The sequence below is a fragment of the Tropicimonas sp. TH_r6 genome (assembly GCF_033101155.1).
Classification (GTDB): domain Bacteria; phylum Pseudomonadota; class Alphaproteobacteria; order Rhodobacterales; family Rhodobacteraceae; genus Tropicimonas.
Genome location: NZ_JAWMPX010000001.1, coordinates 448,498 through 465,997, shown reverse-complemented (window position 1 = coordinate 465,997; position 17,500 = coordinate 448,498). Strand labels below are relative to the sequence as shown.

17 protein-coding genes are annotated in these 17,500 nt (G+C 64.8%); 2 read left to right on the top strand and 15 right to left on the bottom strand.

The genetic code is table 11. The annotated features are described in order from the left end of the window. Positions 1-15: 15 nt before the first annotated feature. From R3X27_RS02075 to R3X27_RS02040, 8 genes are read right to left on the bottom strand one after another with little or no spacing between them, the layout of a single operon-like run. Positions 16-906 (bottom strand): amidohydrolase family protein, encoded by an 891-nt coding sequence (locus R3X27_RS02075; RefSeq protein ID WP_317707150.1) that lies wholly within the window; start codon positions 904-906, stop codon positions 16-18. A gap of 44 nt (positions 907-950) precedes the next feature. Then, positions 951-1,820 (bottom strand): dioxygenase, encoded by an 870-nt coding sequence (locus R3X27_RS02070; RefSeq protein ID WP_317707149.1) that lies wholly within the window; start codon positions 1,818-1,820, stop codon positions 951-953. An 11-nt stretch (positions 1,821-1,831) separates the two neighbouring features. Continuing rightward, positions 1,832-3,139: a TRAP transporter large permease gene (locus R3X27_RS02065; RefSeq protein WP_317707148.1), complete on the bottom strand. Its 1,308-nt coding sequence runs from the start codon at positions 3,137-3,139 to the stop codon at positions 1,832-1,834. Next, positions 3,136-3,699, bottom strand: a complete 564-nt coding sequence (locus tag R3X27_RS02060) for a TRAP transporter small permease (protein ID WP_317707147.1) — start codon at positions 3,697-3,699, stop codon at positions 3,136-3,138. Before R3X27_RS02060 ends, R3X27_RS02065 begins: the two co-directional genes overlap by 4 nt. A gap of 26 nt (positions 3,700-3,725) precedes the next feature. Next, positions 3,726-4,811 carry a C4-dicarboxylate TRAP transporter substrate-binding protein gene (locus R3X27_RS02055; RefSeq protein WP_317707146.1) on the bottom strand — a complete coding sequence of 362 codons (1,086 nt, stop codon included), beginning with the start codon at positions 4,809-4,811 and terminating at the stop codon, positions 3,726-3,728. A gap of 33 nt (positions 4,812-4,844) precedes the next feature. After that, positions 4,845-5,300 (bottom strand): OsmC family protein, encoded by a 456-nt coding sequence (locus R3X27_RS02050; RefSeq protein WP_317707145.1) that lies wholly within the window; start codon positions 5,298-5,300, stop codon positions 4,845-4,847. 7 nt (positions 5,301-5,307) lie between these two features. Then, a complete protein-coding gene (locus R3X27_RS02045; RefSeq protein WP_317707144.1) occupies positions 5,308-5,973 on the bottom strand; it encodes a malonic semialdehyde reductase in 666 nt (221 codons plus the stop codon). Continuing rightward, on the bottom strand, positions 5,970-6,851 hold the full coding sequence (locus R3X27_RS02040; protein WP_317707143.1) for a fumarylacetoacetate hydrolase family protein: 882 nt from the start codon (positions 6,849-6,851) through the stop codon (positions 5,970-5,972). The genes R3X27_RS02045 and R3X27_RS02040 overlap by 4 nt, the downstream gene beginning before the upstream one ends. 104 nt (positions 6,852-6,955) lie before the next feature. Between R3X27_RS02040 and R3X27_RS02035 the strand changes: the two genes are divergently transcribed. Then, positions 6,956-7,342, top strand: coding sequence for a YciI family protein (locus R3X27_RS02035; RefSeq protein WP_317707142.1), 387 nt, complete (start codon positions 6,956-6,958; stop codon positions 7,340-7,342). A 66-nt stretch (positions 7,343-7,408) separates the two neighbouring features. Then, complete coding sequence (locus R3X27_RS02030) at positions 7,409-8,920, top strand: malonyl-CoA synthase (protein ID WP_317707141.1); 1,512 nt, start codon at positions 7,409-7,411, stop codon at positions 8,918-8,920. Positions 8,921-8,938: 18 nt separating this feature from the next. On the opposite strand, the gene R3X27_RS02025 is transcribed toward R3X27_RS02030, so the two are convergent. From R3X27_RS02025 to R3X27_RS01995, 7 genes are read right to left on the bottom strand one after another with little or no spacing between them, the layout of a single operon-like run. Then, positions 8,939-10,282, bottom strand: a complete 1,344-nt coding sequence (locus R3X27_RS02025) for a M81 family metallopeptidase (RefSeq protein ID WP_317707140.1) — start codon at positions 10,280-10,282, stop codon at positions 8,939-8,941. A gap of 10 nt (positions 10,283-10,292) precedes the next feature. Next, positions 10,293-12,182 (bottom strand): beta-N-acetylhexosaminidase, encoded by a 1,890-nt coding sequence (locus tag R3X27_RS02020; RefSeq protein ID WP_317707139.1) that lies wholly within the window; start codon positions 12,180-12,182, stop codon positions 10,293-10,295. Next, positions 12,175-13,272 (bottom strand): N-acetylglucosamine-6-phosphate deacetylase, encoded by a 1,098-nt coding sequence (locus tag R3X27_RS02015; RefSeq protein WP_317707138.1) that lies wholly within the window; start codon positions 13,270-13,272, stop codon positions 12,175-12,177. Before R3X27_RS02015 ends, R3X27_RS02020 begins: the two co-directional genes overlap by 8 nt. 3 nt (positions 13,273-13,275) lie before the next feature. Further along, positions 13,276-14,526: a class II D-tagatose-bisphosphate aldolase, non-catalytic subunit gene (locus R3X27_RS02010; RefSeq protein WP_317707137.1), complete on the bottom strand. Its 1,251-nt coding sequence runs from the start codon at positions 14,524-14,526 to the stop codon at positions 13,276-13,278. Between the two features lie 41 nt (positions 14,527-14,567). Continuing rightward, positions 14,568-15,473, bottom strand: a complete 906-nt coding sequence (locus R3X27_RS02005) for an ROK family protein (RefSeq protein WP_317707136.1) — start codon at positions 15,471-15,473, stop codon at positions 14,568-14,570. A 3-nt stretch (positions 15,474-15,476) separates the two neighbouring features. Then, complete coding sequence (locus R3X27_RS02000; RefSeq protein WP_317707135.1) at positions 15,477-16,553, bottom strand: phosphosugar isomerase; 1,077 nt, start codon at positions 16,551-16,553, stop codon at positions 15,477-15,479. A 4-nt stretch (positions 16,554-16,557) separates the two neighbouring features. Next, the gene (locus tag R3X27_RS01995) at positions 16,558-17,427 is read right to left on the bottom strand and encodes a DeoR/GlpR family DNA-binding transcription regulator (protein WP_317707134.1); all 870 of its coding nucleotides are present in this window, start codon (positions 17,425-17,427) and stop codon (positions 16,558-16,560) included. Between the last annotated feature and the right edge of the window lie 73 nt (positions 17,428-17,500).

The window sequence follows — 17,500 nt, the reverse complement described above, 5'->3', positions numbered from 1 at the left end:
GAGTCCCCCTTTGCCTCAGCGCGTTCCGATCTGGTCCATAGAGATCTGACGTCCAAAGACCCGCTCGGCATTGCGGTAGGCAATCTTCTCGGCGACATCGCGCGGCAGCTTCGACAGCCAGCTCCGGTTGGAGGCGATGATCGCGTCGTAATTGTCCCACTGGCTGTTGACCCAGGTGTCCGAGCCAACCATCAGCCGGTCCTGGAAATCGAAGATGATGCGCTCCCAGGTCGGGTCGAGCCCGCGCCCCCCGCCGTCGATATCCCATTCCCGCAGCGAGGTGTCAGCGAGCAGGTCCGGGAACTCGGCCATCAGGGCGTGGACCTCGGGCGCAGGCGTGGAAAGCCCTGCATGGGCCCAGATGATCTTTACCTCTCCGTCCAGCGATTTCAGCCAGCGGATCGATTCGGTGCCGGAATGGACGTGGAGGTAAATGTCCCGCTCCCGCGCCATCGCCACCACCGCGCGGAAGAACTTCACATCGGTGATGTCGAGCCTGTGGATATGGAACTCGCCGATCCCCTCATGCGGGTAACGCTCCAGCCGGGCTTCGAGATACTCCTCCATGCCGTCGACCTTGGCCCAGTTCGACGAGCCAGCCGAGCCGTGATACGGGCGCAGCTCCGGCACGACCCGGTTCGGCGCGAACTCCCAGAGCTTGATCGTGCCCTCGTCCGGGGTCGAGGAAACTAGTCCCATGGCCACGCCATTGCGATCCATAAGTTCGATGATGCTCTCGACCGGATAGGGCGCCCAGGCCGGTTCCTTGTAGTGGATATGGGCATCGAAGATCGGCAGCTCGTTGACCGCGTCTCCGATGGGGGGCTGATCCCCATCCGCCCCCGCGCATGATGCAAGAATAACGCCGCTCAGCGCACATCCCAAAACCAGTATCCTGCGGATCATCAGCGGTCTCCCATTCCTCGTCGCTGCAATGCAGCGTGGCCGGATCAGCCTGCAGGCGCAAGGACCAGGTCGAAATCCACGCGGCTATAGGCGCCATCGACCTTACCAGACAGCTCGAAACCTTCTGGGAAGCTGCCCGCCGGTTGCGGCACATAGGTCATGACGAGATCGTCCCGCACGCCGAAGACGGTGTCCTGGTCGAGATAGGGGTCGTCATCGGGGAATACCTCGGTGACGAGTTGGCGATGTCCCTCGGCCGAGACGATGTAATGCAGGTGCGACGGGCGCCAGGGGTGGCGGCCGGCGGCGCGGAGGATCTCGCCGACCGGACCGTCATCGGGCACGGTGTAGCTGACCGGACGAACGGTGGTGAAGGCGTAGCGGCCGTTCTCGTCACAGGTCATGAGCCCGTGGAAGGAGTGGATGTGCTGCTCCGGGTCCTGGCTGGAATACATGCCGTTGGGGGCGGTTTGCCAGATATCGATCGTGGCGCCGGGCAGCGGGTTGCCGGCGGTGTCGCGCACCGTGCCTTCGACCAGCAACACTTCGCCCTCGAAATCCCGCTTCATGTCGCCGCCAATCGCCAGCGCCGGCGGGTTGGAGACGTGGAACGGGCCGAGCACGGAGGAGGAGGTTGCCTCCGGGGTCGAATGCATCATGTCGACCAGCGAGGACAGGCCCATCACGTCGGACAGCAGCACGAATTCGTTGCGCTCCGGGTCGGTGATCTTGCCGGCCCATTCAAGGAATTCCAGCCCCTTGCGCCATTCATCATGGGTGAGGTTCACCTCGCGGGTGAAGTCATGGAGATGCTTGGCCAGCGCGGTCAGGACCTCGCGGGTGCGCGGATCAGTCTCTTCGTCGAAATAGCCGCAAAAGACTTCGGTGATGTTGTCCGTGGTGACGTTACGCATGGGTTTGCCCTTTAGTTCAGGATGGCAAGGCTGAGCGACGGGAAGCGGATCAGCAGGATCAGCACGATCAGCATCACGACTGCGAAGGGGAAGGCGCCGATGAAGACATCCTTCAGCGCAATCCGGTGGTCATTGAGCGTCGCCTTGATGACGAAGCAGGAGATCCCGAGCGGCGGTGTCAGCAACCCGATCTCTGCGCCGACGACGGTGACGATGCCGAACCAGACGAGGCTGAGCCCCATCGGCTCGATCAGCGGCAGGAAGAGCGGCACGACGATCAGGATGATCGAGGCCGTGTCCAGCAGCGTGCCAAGGAAAATCATCAGCACCACATAGAAGAACATGATCCAGAAGAAGCTGAACTGCGCCGTCTCGAGGAAATCGCCCAGCGCGTTGGGCACGCCGGCCATGCCGAGCATCCGGCTGTAGATCGAGGCGGCGGTGATCAGGAACAGGATCGCGGCGGTGATATGTCCGGTCTCCAGCAACGCCTGCCAGAAGCCCTTGAGATCCATCTTGCGGCGCACCACGGCAATCACAAGGCCAAGCAGCGAGCCGGTCGCGCCGGCCTCCACGGGCGTGAGCCAGCCGGTATAGATGCCGCCCAGCACCACGACGATCAGTGTGGTGATCGGCAGGGTCTTCTCGGCAATCTCACCCCAGGTCATCCATTCGGTGTCCTCGAAGGACCGGCCGCCGATATAGGAGGGGGCGAATTTCCCCATGATCCAGATCCAGCCGACATAGGCCGCGGCCAGCATCAGCCCGGGCACGATCCCGGCCTGGAACATCTCGCCCACCGATTGCTCGGCGACGAAGGAATAGATGATCAGCATCGCCGAGGGCGGGATGATCATGCCGAGAACCGAGGAGCCGGCGACCACGCCCACGGCGAAGCGCGGGTTGTAGTCATAGTTGAGCATCTGCGGCACGGAGACCTTGGAGAAGACCGAGGCCGAGGCGATAGAGGAGCCGGTGACGGCAGCGAAGACGGCGTTGGCGCCGACAGTGGCCATGCCGATCCCGCCTTTCACCTTGCGGAAGCCGGAATTCATCACCTCGTAGATATCCGCCCCCAGCCCGGCCTTCGAGACGATCAGCCCCATGAAGGTGAAAAGCGGCACGGTGGCGAAGGTATATTCCATCACCGAGTCGCCGACGGCGATCTTCAGCAGGTTCATCGACAGGTCGAAATTGTCTCGCATCAGCCAGATGGACACGAAGGAGACGACCCCGAGCGCGATGGGAATATAGACCCCGATATAGACCAGGATGACGATGGCCCCGACAGAGGTGAGGCCGATTTCGATGGGGCTCACTGGCCTTCCTCCGTGGTCTTGATACCCTTGACGGTGACGATGCGCTCGGTCGGCAACAGGACCTTGAGCAGGAAGATCAGCGTGCAGAGTGCAGCACTGAGGAAGATCGTCAGCTTGATCGGCCACCAGGGCGCCGTGAACACGCCGGGAATGCCGAAATAGTCGCGGGTTTCCAGCATCTCGGTGAATTCCGGCCAGATCGCGATGGCAATCAGCGCCATGAAAATACCGGAGATGAAGTTGATGATCCGCCGGATCGTCTTGCCCGCCCTCGGGTGACGCCCTTCGAGAACGGTCAGGAAACCGTCCGAGCGCGTCAGCCGCCCGACGCGCACCACGTCCGGCAGTTGCAGGAAGACGATGAGGACCATCGAGAACTGCACAACCTCGACCGCGCCGAGGAAGGGCTTGTTGAAGATGCCCCGTGCGACAACGTCATAATTCACGACGAGGACAAGCAACAGGACGACGAGTGTGCCAGCGGCATTCGCCGTGATGGCGATGCCGCTGGCCAGTTTCGACAGGCCGGTTGCAACGGTCTTGAGAGTGCCGTTTGTCATGCGAGTGGCTCCGACCTTGTCCTGTGTCAGTTTGACAGTTCTGCGGCCCAATCGCGGACCGGCTCGAAGCCTGCGTCCTTGAGCTTGCCCATATAGGCATTGAGCATCTCGGTGCCCGGCTCACCCGCGTCGTCCAGGCCCTTGGCCCATTCCAGGGCGATGTTGGGCATGGCTTCGGCCCAGGCCATGCGGTCCTCCGCGCTCATCTCGACGATCGTGCCGCCGGAGGCGACATAGGCGTCGCGGCTCTCGCCGGCGCGATCCATGGCGATCCCCGCAACATGGTCACGATATTCGACCGCAACCTCCTGCAGAACCGATTTCACCTCGTCGGGCAGGCCGTCCCAGTAATCCTTGTTCACGGTGATGGTCTTGGAATTCACCGCGCCAAGATCGGCCTTGAGCATGTAGGGGGCAACTTCGGCGATCTTGAAGGTCTTCGCCGCTTCCGGCCAGAGCAGGGCGGCATCGGTCAGCCCGGTCTGCACCATGTTGTAGAAGTCGGTCAGGCCGCCGCGCACACCGGCCGCGTCCTTGATGCCCTCAAGGTAACGCAGGTTCATGCCGGCACCGGCAACCTTCATCCCTTCGAGATCCTTCAGCCCGGTGATCTCCTTGCTGGAGAAGGGCTGGTAGGTGTCGAGCACCACGCCCGTGGCCAGGTAGACCTGGTTCTGCGCTTCGAATTCCTTCTGCATGGTCGGGAATTCCTTGGCGATCTCGTCCACCGCCTTGGCCACGGCCTGCGAGTCCGAGGAGACGAAGGGCGTGACAGCCGACAGCGCCTGGCTCGGCAGCTTGGAATTGTGGAAGATCGTGGTGACGATGCCGATATCGCCGAGGCCAAGCTTCACACCCTCGAGCACGCCCTTGGGCTTGACGATCGCGCCGCCATAGCTCTCCTGCCAGTCCATTTCGTAATTGCCGGTCTCGGCGAGGCGCTTGTCGACCTCGGGGATGAAGAATTCGGAGAATTCCTTCACCCAGAGCGCCTTGGCCGGATAGCCGTCAATGACGACGGCCGTGATCTTCTCGGCGGCAAAGGCGGGTGCGGTCAGGGCCGTGGCGGCCAGCAGCCCGATTGCCATGCGGCGGGTCCAAGTCTCGATCATCGTGTCCTCCCTTGATGATACAGATTGTCGGCGTCAGATCTTGCGCCAGGTAATGTCCAGGTTCGTCCCGGCTCCTTCGTAGAGTTTGGAGATCGCACAATATTTCGCGGTCTCTTCTGCAACACGGTTCAGCTCCTCCGGGCTGGCCGTGCCATTCGACGTTACGCGCAGGCGGATGGCCTTGAAAGGCACGTCCACCTCTTCGATCAACAGAACGCCACGTCGGTCGAAATCGATCTCCATCTCGAAATCGAGGGTCCCGATGTCGACGCCGAGCTTGTCGGCGCATTTATTCCCGATCGTGTTGGTGCAGCCGATCAGCGCGGCATAGGCGGTCTCGGTCGGCGAGAAACCAAGATTGGTCCCGCCGCGCTCGACAGGCTCGTCGATCTTCGAGCTCAGGTCGCGCACGGAGACATCCACGAGCGAATGGCTGCTGCCATGCCCGGACATCTTAACTGTGATTACGGTCTTCTGCTTGATGGGCATGGGTGCCTCAGACGAATTTGCAGGCCGTGTCGAACGGGAAGCGCGGAAGTCTCTGGAACAACGCGCCCTCGTCGGCATAGCCAAGATTGAGCAGGAAATTTGAACGCAATGTGGAGCCTGCAAAGAACTCCTCATCGACGATCTCGTTCGAGAAGCCCGACATGGCGCCGGTATCGAGGCCGACAGCCCGTGCCGCGATCATGAAATAGGCCGCCTGCAACGTCCCGTTGCGGAAGGCGGTGATCTCGGAATGCTCCGGCTTGCCCTGGAAATGCGGCCGCCGGTCCTCATGCGGGAAGAGGAAGGGCAGTTCGGTCCAGAAATCCAGGTCATGCGCGATGATGACCGTCACCGGGGCCGACATCATCTTGTCGATATTCTTGGCCTTGAGCGACTTGGCGAGCTTTGCCTTCGCCTCGGCGGTCTCGACAAAGATGAACCGGGCGGGACAGCAATTCATGCTGGTCGGGCCGTTGGCCGTGATCTCGTAGATCTCTTCCAGCAGCGCGCGCGGGACAGGACGATCCTGCCAGGCATAATGCGACCGCGCGTCCCGCAGGATCAGGTCGATGGCGGGGTCGTCGAGCCGCTCGCAGGCAGAGCGGACCTTGCGGACCGCTTCCTGCGCCTCGGCACGCGCCTGCTCCAGCGCCTCTCCGGTCAGCGCGTTCACTCCGCGGCCTCCGTGCTGACAAGATCCTCTTCGGCAACGATCGGGCTGGAACAGATGCCGATACCTTCGATCTCCACATCCACGGTCTCGCCGGGGCGCAGCCAGCGCGGCGGCGTCTTGGCATGACCGACGCCCGGGGGCGTGCCCATGGCGATCATGTCGCCCGGCTCCAGGGTTGAATACTCCGAGATCGTGGCGATGGTCCGCGCGACCGACCACAGCATGTCCGACGTATTGGCCGATTGCAGGATCTCGTCGCCGACGCGGCTCTCGATCTTGAGCCCGACAGCGCCTGCGGGCAGCTCGTCCGGCGTTACGACATCGGGGCCGATGGCGCCGGTATCGTCAAAATTCTTGCCCGGGGTCCATTGGTGGGTCTTGCGCTGGTAGTCGCGCACAGAACCGTCATTGAAGAGCGTGTAGCCGAAGACATGCTCAAGCGCGGTCTGTTCCGAGATGTGCTTGCCACCCTTGCCGATGATGACCATCAGCTCGACCTCATAATCGAGACGCTCCGAACAGCTCGGCCGAATCATCGGTTGGCCAGCGGCCATGAGGGAGTTGCGGCAGCGCATGAAGAGCGCCGGATAGTCCGGAATCTCGTAACCGCCCTCCTTGATGTGGTCGACATAGTTCAGGCCGAGACACACAATCTTGCCCGGGTTTTCGACCGGAAGCGCCGGCGTGACATCGGCCAGCGGCACACGCGCAGCACCTGCCGTCAGGGCGGCGAGGGTCGCGATGTCGGCCTGACCGGTGATGAGTCCCATCAGGTCGGACCCGATTGCGGTTTCCAGGGCCGAGAGATTGATCGCCTCATCGCCCTCCACGAGATGAACGCCGTTTCCGGCGCTGCTGTTACCGACTCTGAACCGCATGATGTCTCCTCCCCCTGCTGGCTTGCCTTTTTTGGTGATTATTTTCGAGGTTGTCAAATAAAATCGATAATTTATTGTTCGAGCAGGAAATGGAGGAGAAAACAATGCCGGCATGGAGCGAATACAAGCAAGAGGCGCGTGAGCGCGGAGCCCTGGCGCTGGAGCTATACGTGGTGCGGACCCGGCCGGCGAAGCCGCCGGAGGCATTGCGAGAGATGCTGCCCACCCACCTGGCCTACCAGGCGGAGCTGGAAGCGGCGGGCAAGCTGGCCTTTGCCGGCCCGGTCTCCGACGAAAGCGGCGAGAACCTGCTTGGCGAAGGCATGATCATCTATCGCGCGGATTCGCTTGACGAGGCCCGCGCGCTGGCCGAGGCCGACCCGATGCACAAGAGCGGCACCCGCAGCTTCGATCTGAGGCGCTGGCTGATCAACGAGGGAAGCTTTACCCTGACGGTCGGGCTTTCGGGCCAGCAGGTCGGCTTCCGGTGACTCCAATGTAATTATGTCTGGCCGGCGCGATGCGCCGCCGGACCGCCTCTGACAAGTGGAACGAGAATGACCAATCACCTCCATGACGCCATGTTTGGCCCGCGCAGCGCCAGCCCGGCCCCCTTCCTGCTCCTGCCCGACGGCGGGACGCTTACCCATGAAGGCTTCGCTGAGCTTGCTGCCCGACAGGCGGCCGTATTGATTAGCGCCGGAGTGCAAAAGGGCGACCGGGTCGCGCTTCAGGCCGCCAAGACGCCGGAAGCGCTGGCCGTCTACGCGGCGTGCATCCGGGTCGGCGCGGTGCTGCTGCCGCTCAACACGGCCTACACGCCCACCGAGCTGGCCTATTTCCTTGGCGATGCCGAGCCGAAGCTGCTGATCTGCGACCCGCGTTCCGAAGCGGAGCTGGCACCGATTGCCGAAACCGCCGGTGCGCAGGTTCTGACGCTGGATTCCACCGGCGGCGGCAGCTTCAGCGCGCGCGTCGCGGCCAGCGCGCCGCACCAGACCATCGCGCCGTGCGCCCCCGATGACCTGGCCGCGATTCTCTACACCTCCGGCACGACCGGACGCTCCAAGGGCGCGATGTTGAGTCATGACAACCTGCTCTCCAACGCCCGCGCGCTTGCCGATCTGTGGCAGTTCTCCGACGCTGACACGCTGATCCACGCGCTGCCGATCTTTCACACCCACGGGCTCTTCGTTGCGATCAACGTGAGCCTGCTCTCGGGTGCCGCCGTGCGCTTCTTCCCGAAATTCGATATCGACGAGATCATCGCCGCCATCCCCGGCTCAACGTCGCTCATGGGCGTGCCGACCTTCTACACACGGCTGTTGGACGACCCCCGCCTGACCCGCGACCTCGTCGCCTCGATGCGCCTCTTCGTCTCCGGCAGCGCCCCGTTGCTGGCGGCCACGCATGAGGCTTTCGAAGCCCGCACCGGCCATCGTATCCTCGAACGGTACGGCATGACCGAAACCAACATGAACGCCTCGAATCCCTATGAGGGTGCGCGGATCGCCGGCACGGTGGGACAGCCGCTCCCCGGGGTCGAGATCCGGATCACCGAGCCCGGCAGCGACAGCGTTCTCGGCCAGGGCGAAACAGGCATGATCGAGGTGCGCGGCCCGAACGTGTTTCAGGGCTATTGGCGGATGCCGGAGAAAACGGCCGAGGAGCTGCGCGAGGATGGGTTCTTCCTCACCGGCGATCTCGGCCTGATCGACGCTGCGGGGTACTTGCATATCGTCGGACGCCAGAAGGACCTGATCATCGCCGGCGGTTACAATATCTATCCCAAGGAGATCGAGGTCCTGCTGGACGAGATGGACGGGGTCGCCGAAAGCGCCGTCATCGGCGTGCCGCATCCCGATCTCGGCGAGGCCGTCGTGGCCCTGGTCGTGGCCGGGGACGGAACGCCGCCGGAGCCAGAGGCGCTGCTTGCCGCGCTCTCCTCGCAGCTTGCGCGCTTCAAGCACCCACGCAAGCTTCTGCTGGTCGACAGCCTGCCGCGCAACACGATGGGCAAGGTCCAGAAAAACGCCTTGCGCGACAGCTACGCCGATTGCCTCGGCTGAATCCTCCGCATCGCCCGGTCAGAGCGCCTGGAACGGGTGGCTCGGACGCGGGCGGTGCAGGTTCTCCAGCCGTGCCAGATCCTGCGAGACCGCGCCATCGGTCAGTGCCATGATCTGGCGGCGCGGCAGAGTCCGGATATCGGCGGAGAGGTAGCCGGACTTGACGACGAGAAACGGGTGATCGTCCAGCGAGAGCCCGAGTGCCGCGAAATCAGCGAACCAGTGGAAGGGCCGGCGGCGGTGGCTGATGACCACCGTGGCCGGGCCGGTCGTCACGATGGCGCAGCCTTCGGCGAAACGGCAGCTCTCGATGGAGAGCGTCAGGCGCGGCCCTCCGCCGCCAAGTTCGCCGCCCAGCTCGATCTCTGTCGCACCGCGTTGCAGCGCCTCATAGGCGCGCGGCGCGGCGATCCCGGCAAAAAGCGCCGGACGGTCCGCCGCAAGCACGGCTTGCAGCACGTCCGCGCGATCGCCAACGCCACCGCCCGTGGGGTTGTCGCCGCTATCGGCCAGCACGGCCGGCCCGTCGAGCGCCGCGACGGCATCCACCAACGGCAGGGCTTCCATGTCGAAGAGAAGGTCCGTGCGGGAGTCGAAATAACCCTTCGCGATTTCCAGGGCAGCAGCCTGCCCCGCCTGCGCGTCCTCGCAGGTGACGACAGCTGCGGCGGTGGCGCGCGGGCTGTCGGCCCAGACATAGCCGATCATCAGGTTGGCGTCCCAGATCCCGGGCCGCGCATCCACCTCCGGCAGCGCCGCGTAAAGCCGGTCGCAGGGGGACACGAAGGTCGAGGACATCTCGCCGGAGACCAGAACAGGCACCGGAACCCGCACCACGCAGGGCCGTGCCGCGCCCTTCAGCGCGCGTGCCAGCATGGCAGCAGCGCGGGCATTGGTCTCGGCCACATCGACATGGGGGGCTGTGCGGAAGGCGGCGAAGATGTCGAGCGTCTCGGCGATCCGCGCCGTGATCTGGCCATGCAGATCGAAACTGCCGGCGATCAGGCAATCCGGCCCGACAACCTCGCGCACGGAGGTGATGAAATCGCCCTCCGGGTCGTCGATCCCGGGCACGAACATCGCGCCATGCATCAGCAGCAGTACCCCGTCCAGCGGAGCAGCCGCACGCAACCTGTCGAGCAGTTCGGCGCATTGCGCCTCGAAGACCTCGCTCCGCACCGGTCCGCCGGGGACGGAAGCTTCGTGAAACAGCGGCAAGGTCTGAATTCCGGCGGCGGCGAAATCGAAATTCGCCTTGGCGATCAGAGCCTCGCCCTCCAGCCGCCGGAAATCCGACCGCTCCTGCAGGAGCGGGTTATAGGTCGAGCATTCGGTGTGAAGCCCGCCAATCGCGATACGCATGGATTTGCTCCTACATCTGCGGCATCAGTCGCGACAGCGCCGCGAAACGGGACCAGTCCTTGGCATCTGCTGCGCTCCACCCCGCCTCGGCCACGATGGACCAGCGCGGGAAGGCGATGTCGTTGAAACGGGCCATGCTGTCGATCTGCTCGGTCCACATGCAGCCCTGAACTCCGGCAAGCTTGCCCGGCCCCTCCGGCAGGCCGGTCGTCGCCTCGTAGCCATAGCTGGCCTCCGGCGTCGAGACCCCGGCCCAGAACGTGCCCGGCGCGTCCCATCCGGCGGTTTCGATCATGTCGAGATAGTAGGCCTGCCCCGGCGTGCCGACGACCTCGTAGCCATCGGCGATCAGCGCTGCGACACGCTCCCGTGTGCGCCAGGCGAAGAGCAGCGCATCCGCTTCGACCCCGCCGCCATCGGCGCATTCGTCCCAGCCAGCCATGCGGCGGTCCCGGGCGCGCAGCATCTGCTGGATGCGCCGCAGGAAGAAGCTCTGCAGCGGCGCAGCACCGGGCTCCAACCCTTCACGCTCCACCAGCACCTGCGCGGCGGGCGATTGCGACCAGCTCAACGCGTCCACCTCGTCGCCGCCGATATGCACCACATCGAAGGAGAAAAGCTCGACCAGCCCATCAAGGATCGTCTCCATCACCGGCCAGACCGCCGCGATCGCCGGGTTGGCGGCGTTGTTCGGATAGCCCTGCACGGAGCGATAACTGTCCGGCGTCTCCTCCGGATCGATCAGTTCGGGCATCACGGCGAGAAGGATCCCCATATGGCCAGGCATGTCGACCTCCGGCATGATTTCGATGCCGAGGCTCTTGCCATGGGCGACCAGCGCACGGACTTCATCGGCCGTGTAGGCCCCCGTCTGCCCACTGGGGCCATCGGCATATTGCGGCGGGATCGGCCCATCCATGCCGCGCGTTCCACCAGCGTGCGTGAGTTGCGGCAGGCCGGCAATCGGCACCCGCCAGCCCTCGTCATCCGTCAGGTGCCAGTGCAGCCGGTTCATCCGCTGCCAGCCCATGATGTCGAGCGCACGACGGACTCCGTCATGATCGATGAAATTGCGCGAGACATCGAGCATCACCCCGCGCCAGTCATGCCGGGGGGCGTCCTCGATCACGCCACTCAACGGGAAGCGGAAGCGATGATCCGTGCGTTCGGCATGGGCCATCTGGGCCAGCGCGATCAGACCGTGGCGCAGCCCGTCCGGGTCGCCATGCGCAATCGTGATCGTCTTGCCGAAGTCGATCCGGAAACCGCCTGCGGGCAGCTCCGCCTTCGTGGCCGCAACAGCGCGGCTCCGGGTGCAATCATCAAGGCTGAAGGGAGCGGGGGCGGCGGGGTAGAGGCGCCGGTGCAGCGCGGCGACGCGCGCCATTTCCGGCTTCAGCGCTTGACTGGCCGGGACAAGTTGCGGCGCGGGACCGTATTCCGCGATCTCGATCGAGGTCGGCCAGGGCAGGAGACAGATCGGCAGGGATATCTCGCCCTGGGGCCAGAGCTTCGGCCTGCCTCGCTCCTCCGCTTCAGGCGGCTGCAGGTCCCCGGTCGGGATAATGACCGGCCCGTCGCCGGTCTCGAACCAGGCAGCCATCGCGCCCTGGGTGCGGTTGACCGGCTTGTGGGTCAGCCCATGGATCTCGACCTGCCAGACATCGCCCGGCGCGAACGTCAGCCCTTCGGGTGGCAGGATCTCGACATGGTTGGCATAGTGATTGACCAGCGTACCACCGATCACGCGATGCGCGCGCGCCGGGCGGGTCATGCAGGAATAGCACAGCTTCTCAACCCGGAACGGGTCGCCCGAGAGATGGTGGATGCGGAAAACAAGCGCGCCATGCTCGGCGTCGCTGTCCGGCTGGTAGTGCTGTTCGAGGCGGAACTCAGCCATTTGGCATCTCCGTGAGGGCAAGGGTTTCGTCAAGGCAGATAAGGTCGGCAATCTGTGTGCCTGCATCGATTCTCTGACGCGGCAAGCCGAGAACGTCGCGCGGCACATCAGTCGCCATGGCAATGGCCTCGGCCCGCGGCAGGCCGATCTGTTTGTGGGCATTGGCGAGCGAGGTCACCAGATCGATATGGGCGCCGGCGAGCGAGCCCTCGGCATTGACCAACGCTCCGTCCTGCACATGAATCTTCTGGCCATAGAGGGTGAAGAAATCCGGCCCGCCGACCGTCGCCATGGCGTCGGAGACGAGATATGTGCGTCGTGGGGCGGGCCGCGCCAAGCAGGCGATTCGCGCCATTTCCCAGCTCACATGGATACCGTCTGCGATCAACCCGACATGGGCGTCCGAGCAAATCGACACGCCGACCGGGCCGGGCTCGCGCGAGGTCATCGGCGGCATGGCATTGTAGAGATGGGTGAAACAGGTGACGCCGTTTTCAAGAGCGGCCCTGGTCTCGACGGTGTTCGCAGCGGTGTGACCGGCAGAAAGCACACACCCCATTTCGCGCAGTTCCGCCATGAGCGACGGGTCGGCCAGCTCGGGGGCCAGCGTCAGCAGGACGGGGATATTCTTCGCCCTGAGCGTCGCGATCAGATCCACCGTGATCCGGTCCAGCGGGCGAATACGGGCGGCGTCATGGGTGCCGCGCCGCTCGACCGCAATATGCGGGCCCTCGATATGCAGCCCGAGGATGTTCGGATCCGGCCAGAGCGCCATGACGGCCTGCCCCGCGGCTTCGGTCACATCCGGCGTGTCGGTGATGATCGTCGGCAGGATCCAGCGCGAGCCGCGCCCGGCATGGGCCTCGGCGATGCGGCGAAAGCCCTCGGGTGTGGTGTCGGAATTGGTCATCGCCCCGCCACCGCCATTGACCTGGATGTCGGTGCAGCCGGGCATCAGGAGATGCGGCGTGGGGCCTGTATCGGAGGGCTGGCGCGGGCGCAGGGCGGTGACTTTGCCTGCGTCCACTTCCACGGTCATGTCGCTGTGGAGCGACCCGTCGGACCAAAGCTGTTCGGGCAGAAGAAGCATGTCTTACTCCCCCGGCGCAGCGAAATAGGGCAGCAACATCCCCTGCACGCTCGCCAGCAGCATCGCACGCGGCCAGGGCAGCGGCAACGTCTCGGCGATCTCAAGCGTGTCTGGCGGCAGGTATTGCGCCAGCAGCGGCTCGGGCGGATCCATCCCTTCGAGCGCCTCCAGCATCGTCGCGACGGCCCCCTGCGCCTGCGGCCAGTAATAGCGGATGCGGTCGGAATAGCCGAAATGGCGCAGGCGCTTCTGCTGGTCGGGATCGCCATGAAGATGGCCTTGCCAATAGCCGGGACTGGCCAGCATGAGCCGTTCCATCTCTTCGCTGATATGCGGCGCACCGCTCATCCATCCATGGATATGCGAGAGGCCATAAAGCGCCTCGCGCCAGGCATAGGTCAGCGCCGGGCCAACCTTCAGCAGCGCGAAATGGCGGCGGGCAAGGTCGGGATAGACCGCATCAAGCTGGTAGTCGGTGGAATGGGCCTCGAAACAGAGCAGGTCATGTCCGTCGAGGACAGGGGAGAGATCGTCGGGGCGCTCGATGTCGAACCGGTCGATATGGGCGGGGGCGAACTCGAGCCCCGGTTGCAGGACGAGGCCGCGGATGCGCGACCAGGCGGCGTCGAGACCGCGGGCCGCGAAGGCGTCTCGGTGGGTTTTCAGCGTTGCCAGCGCCCGGGCGGGCGGCGTGGAGACAATGCCGTGTTCGTCGGAGCGGGCACCGCCCGGGGGAGGAACTTCGGTGCCGATGATATAGCGCAGCGCGCCCGGGTCCGGCGCTGCCAGTTCGCAAATCTCGGCCAGATCGGCAGCCCGGGCAGCGACGATCCCGTCGCCAAGCTGGGCTGGCTCTCCGGCGCAGCCTTCCGAGCAATCGAGGTGGATCTTGGTGAAACCGGCTTCGACATAGGCCCGCATCATGTCGCGCGCCTTGGCCATCGCATCCTCGGCCGGCTCGGCCTTCCAGGCCTGCGGCCCGAGATGGTCGCCACCGAAGAGCACCCGCGCCCGGTCCACCCCGGCACGATCGCAGATCGCATGGACGAAGGTGGTGAAATCGGCCGCCTTCATTCCGGTATAACCGCCGAACTGGTTGACCTGGTTCGACGTGGCCTCGACCAGCAGCGGGCGGTCCAGTGTCTCGGCGAGACGCAGCGAGGCCTCCAGCACATCTTCATGTGCCGAACAGACGGAGGGGAGCGCGGGGGCGCCGGCGCGATTTGCGGCGATAATGGCGTCGAGTGGGTTCATGTCGATACTCTCATGCAATGATCCAGCCGGGCGGGCCGAAATCAGTCTGTCTTTGCGGCCTGCATCCGGGCGACGAGGGCAGCGCCGCGCGCACCAGAGCTGTCGCCATGCTGGGCGATGCGCAGCGTCGGCAAGCGGACCGATCCGAGCCGGAGCGCGCCGAACGCCGCTTCCAGCCGTTCGACCGCGCCGGGCATATTCGACACGCCCCCGCCAAACACGATGCAATCGGGGTCGAGCAGGAGCTGTATCGTGTCGAGGCAATCGGCGGTCAGGTCGGCCCAGATGGTGAGGACGTCCTCGGCGCGGGGATGGGCCTCCAACTCGCGCCCGGTGAGTGTCTCGCCGAGCTTCCACTCCGCCAGCCGGGCCAGCCCGGTGCCGGAGATGTAGTTTTCCATGCAGGCCACGCGCCCGCAGCCGCATTTCCAGAGCGGCAAATCATGCCGGGCCAGCGCGCGGGCCGAGATGCCGACATGGCCGATCTCGACCGCGAGCCCTGCGTGGCGATACGCGAGCCGTGAACCGAGGCAAAACCCGCCGCCGACGCCCGTGCCGAGCACCAGCCCCATCACCGAGTGGAACGCCGTGCCCGCCCCGCCATGCGCCTCGGAAAAGGCGAAGGCCATGCAGTCATTGACCACCGGGATCGCACGGCCCGTGTCCAGCGCCAGTTGCCGACCGACGGAGTGGCCGGTCGCCGGGATGTTGGAGGCGAAATTCTCTTCCGTCACTGGGTCGATGACGCCGGGAATGGCGACGCCGATGGGAAGGCCGGGGGCGTGGCCCTCCAGCCAGGCGACCTGCTCTTCCAGCCCTGCCATCATTTCCGCGAAGCTGCTCTGCGGCGTCGGGATGCGCCGGGTCTCCACTGTCAACGCGGCCTCTCCGTCAAAGAGGCGCGCCTCGATCTTTGTGCCGCCGAGGTCAATTCCACCGCAGAGCATGGGTCAGCCCTCGTAGTCGTAGAACTGCACGCCGGAGACGACACGACTGAGGTTCTGGCCCTGGAACGGGTCGTCCACATGCAGACCGAGCTCAGCCGACCAACGGGCGCCGAGGACCTGACTCAGCATCACGTAGAGCGGCGCGTCGGCGCGGGGATTGCCGGTCCCGGCCAGCGGGATGTCGCCGCCGGGGCCAATCGTGGTCACAGCCGTTTTCGGGAATTGCGCCCGGATTTCGGCGGCAATGTCGGCATCGTAGCGGGCCGTATGGGCATCCGGGTTCAGCATGACGAAGACATGGGTCGCGTCGTCAACCGCCGCTTTCGGACCGTGGCGGAAGCCGAGCGCGCTGTCCCAGAGCGTCATCGTCCGCCCGGCGGTCAATTCCAGCACCTTCAGCCCACTTTCCCGGGCAGCCCCGGTCAGGGCGCCGGACCCGAGGAAGATGGCGCGGGCAGGCCGTTCGATCTGCGCAAGCGCAGGCTGCGCCAACAGCGCTTCGGCGGCATCGGCCAGAACCGGCAGCGCGGCAACCGCGTCGAAGGACGACAGGCTGGTCAGCGCCGAGAGCACCATCGTCGAGAAGCTCGAGGTCATGGCGAAGCCGACATCATGGGTCGCCTCCGGCAGGGTCAGGACTCGCGCCTCGCCCGGTCCGGGCGCGGCGCGAGTGGCCAGAGCGCTCTCGGGGTTGCAGGTGATATGGAGGCGGTCCCAGTCCGGGCGGTGCTTGTCCAACAGGTCTAGGGCAGCAATGGATTCGGAGCTGTCCCCGGAGCGGCCGAATTGCACGACGAGCCCGTGGCCGGGCCGGCCGAGCCAGTCTTGCGGGGCGGAGACGAGATCGGTTGTCGGCACCGCACGCAGCCGGGCATCGCCTGCGGCAAGCACATTGCCGATATAGGCCGAGGTGCCGGCACCGCAGAGCCAGATTTCGGAGGGCGCACGGGCGGCAATCCAGTCGCGGATCTCGCCGGCCTGCTCGGCCAGTGGCCCTGCCCAACTGCGCCAGATGGCGGGTTGGGAGTGGATTTCCGACCAGGTTGCACATTCGGTGAGCGGGTTGGTCAGGCTGTTCATGAGATTACCTCGGGTCGGATGGCCGGTCTTCCGGCGAAACGGTTTCAACCTGGACCCCGCGCTCGCGGATGGCCAACAGGATAGGAGATGAAGGCGGCAGGTCGGTCACGAGGATGTCGATATCCTCGAGGCCGCAGATCTTGTGCAGCGCCGATTTGCGGAATTTCGTGTGGTCCGCCAGCACGATGACTCGCGCGGCAGCGGCGACCATGGTCCGCGTGCCATGGGCCTCGTCCTCGCGGAAGGTGGAGAAGCCGAGCTCCGGCTCGACCGTACCCACCCCCATGATGAACGTGTCGAACCGCATGCCTTCAAGCGTGTTTTCCACCTGCCGGCCCGTCAAGGAGAGCGCGCGCGGGCGGATGCGCCCGCCGGTCAGCAGCACGTCATGCGCGCCGCGGACGAGCGCGTTCTGCGCAACGACGAGCCCGTTGGTCATGATCGTTCGTTTCGGCTCTTCGGGCAGGGCCGAGGCGAAGAATTCCGCCGTCGAGCCATTATCGATCAGCAGCGTGTCATCCGACCCCAGAAGCGTGACCGCATGTTCGGCGATTCGGCGTTTGGCGGCGAGATTGGCGCGACGCCGGTCCCCTGCGAGCGGCTCGACAAAGCCATGCCCGCGCGGTTGATGGGCCAGAGACAGCGCGAGGTCGATGCGGAAATCCGACAGGCCGGAATAGCCAAACTGGCGGCAGAAACGAATCAGTGTTGGTTCGGAAGTGCCCAGCTCGGCGCAGATCTCACGGCTCGTATTCCGGATGAACTGCTCTGTTTTCACAAGACACATCTCCCCGGTCGCTCGCATTTTCGGCGTCATCCCGGGCAGTGTGCTGCGAATGACCGTCATCAGGTCCTGATCGGAGGCATGCATCATAATCCAAACATCATGAGTGCAGAATGTTTTGTCAAACAAAAATCTTAGGCGCCCAATTTGCGTTCAGCAAAAA

What these genes read in the sequence shown, in the direction of transcription:
- R3X27_RS02075 (WP_317707150.1), bottom strand. Translation starts at nt 906, where the DNA reads ATGATCCGCAGGATACTGGTTTTGGGATGTGCGCTGAGCGGCGTTATT.
- R3X27_RS02070 (WP_317707149.1), bottom strand. Translation starts at nt 1,820, where the DNA reads ATGCGTAACGTCACCACGGACAACATCACCGAAGTCTTTTGCGGCTAT.
- R3X27_RS02060 (WP_317707147.1), bottom strand. Translation starts at nt 3,699, where the DNA reads ATGACAAACGGCACTCTCAAGACCGTTGCAACCGGCCTGTCGAAACTG.
- R3X27_RS02055 (WP_317707146.1), bottom strand. Translation starts at nt 4,811, where the DNA reads ATGATCGAGACTTGGACCCGCCGCATGGCAATCGGGCTGCTGGCCGCC.
- R3X27_RS02050 (WP_317707145.1), bottom strand. Translation starts at nt 5,300, where the DNA reads ATGCCCATCAAGCAGAAGACCGTAATCACAGTTAAGATGTCCGGGCAT.
- R3X27_RS02040 (WP_317707143.1), bottom strand. Translation starts at nt 6,851, where the DNA reads ATGCGGTTCAGAGTCGGTAACAGCAGCGCCGGAAACGGCGTTCATCTC.
- R3X27_RS02035 (WP_317707142.1), top strand. Translation starts at nt 6,956, where the DNA reads ATGCCGGCATGGAGCGAATACAAGCAAGAGGCGCGTGAGCGCGGAGCC.
- R3X27_RS02030 (WP_317707141.1), top strand. Translation starts at nt 7,409, where the DNA reads ATGACCAATCACCTCCATGACGCCATGTTTGGCCCGCGCAGCGCCAGC.
- R3X27_RS02025 (WP_317707140.1), bottom strand. Translation starts at nt 10,282, where the DNA reads ATGCGTATCGCGATTGGCGGGCTTCACACCGAATGCTCGACCTATAAC.
- R3X27_RS02020 (WP_317707139.1), bottom strand. Translation starts at nt 12,182, where the DNA reads ATGGCTGAGTTCCGCCTCGAACAGCACTACCAGCCGGACAGCGACGCC.
- R3X27_RS02015 (WP_317707138.1), bottom strand. Translation starts at nt 13,272, where the DNA reads ATGCTTCTTCTGCCCGAACAGCTTTGGTCCGACGGGTCGCTCCACAGC.
- R3X27_RS02010 (WP_317707137.1), bottom strand. Translation starts at nt 14,526, where the DNA reads ATGAACCCACTCGACGCCATTATCGCCGCAAATCGCGCCGGCGCCCCC.
- R3X27_RS02005 (WP_317707136.1), bottom strand. Translation starts at nt 15,473, where the DNA reads ATGCTCTGCGGTGGAATTGACCTCGGCGGCACAAAGATCGAGGCGCGC.
- R3X27_RS02000 (WP_317707135.1), bottom strand. Translation starts at nt 16,553, where the DNA reads ATGAACAGCCTGACCAACCCGCTCACCGAATGTGCAACCTGGTCGGAA.
- R3X27_RS01995 (WP_317707134.1), bottom strand. Translation starts at nt 17,427, where the DNA reads ATGATGCATGCCTCCGATCAGGACCTGATGACGGTCATTCGCAGCACA.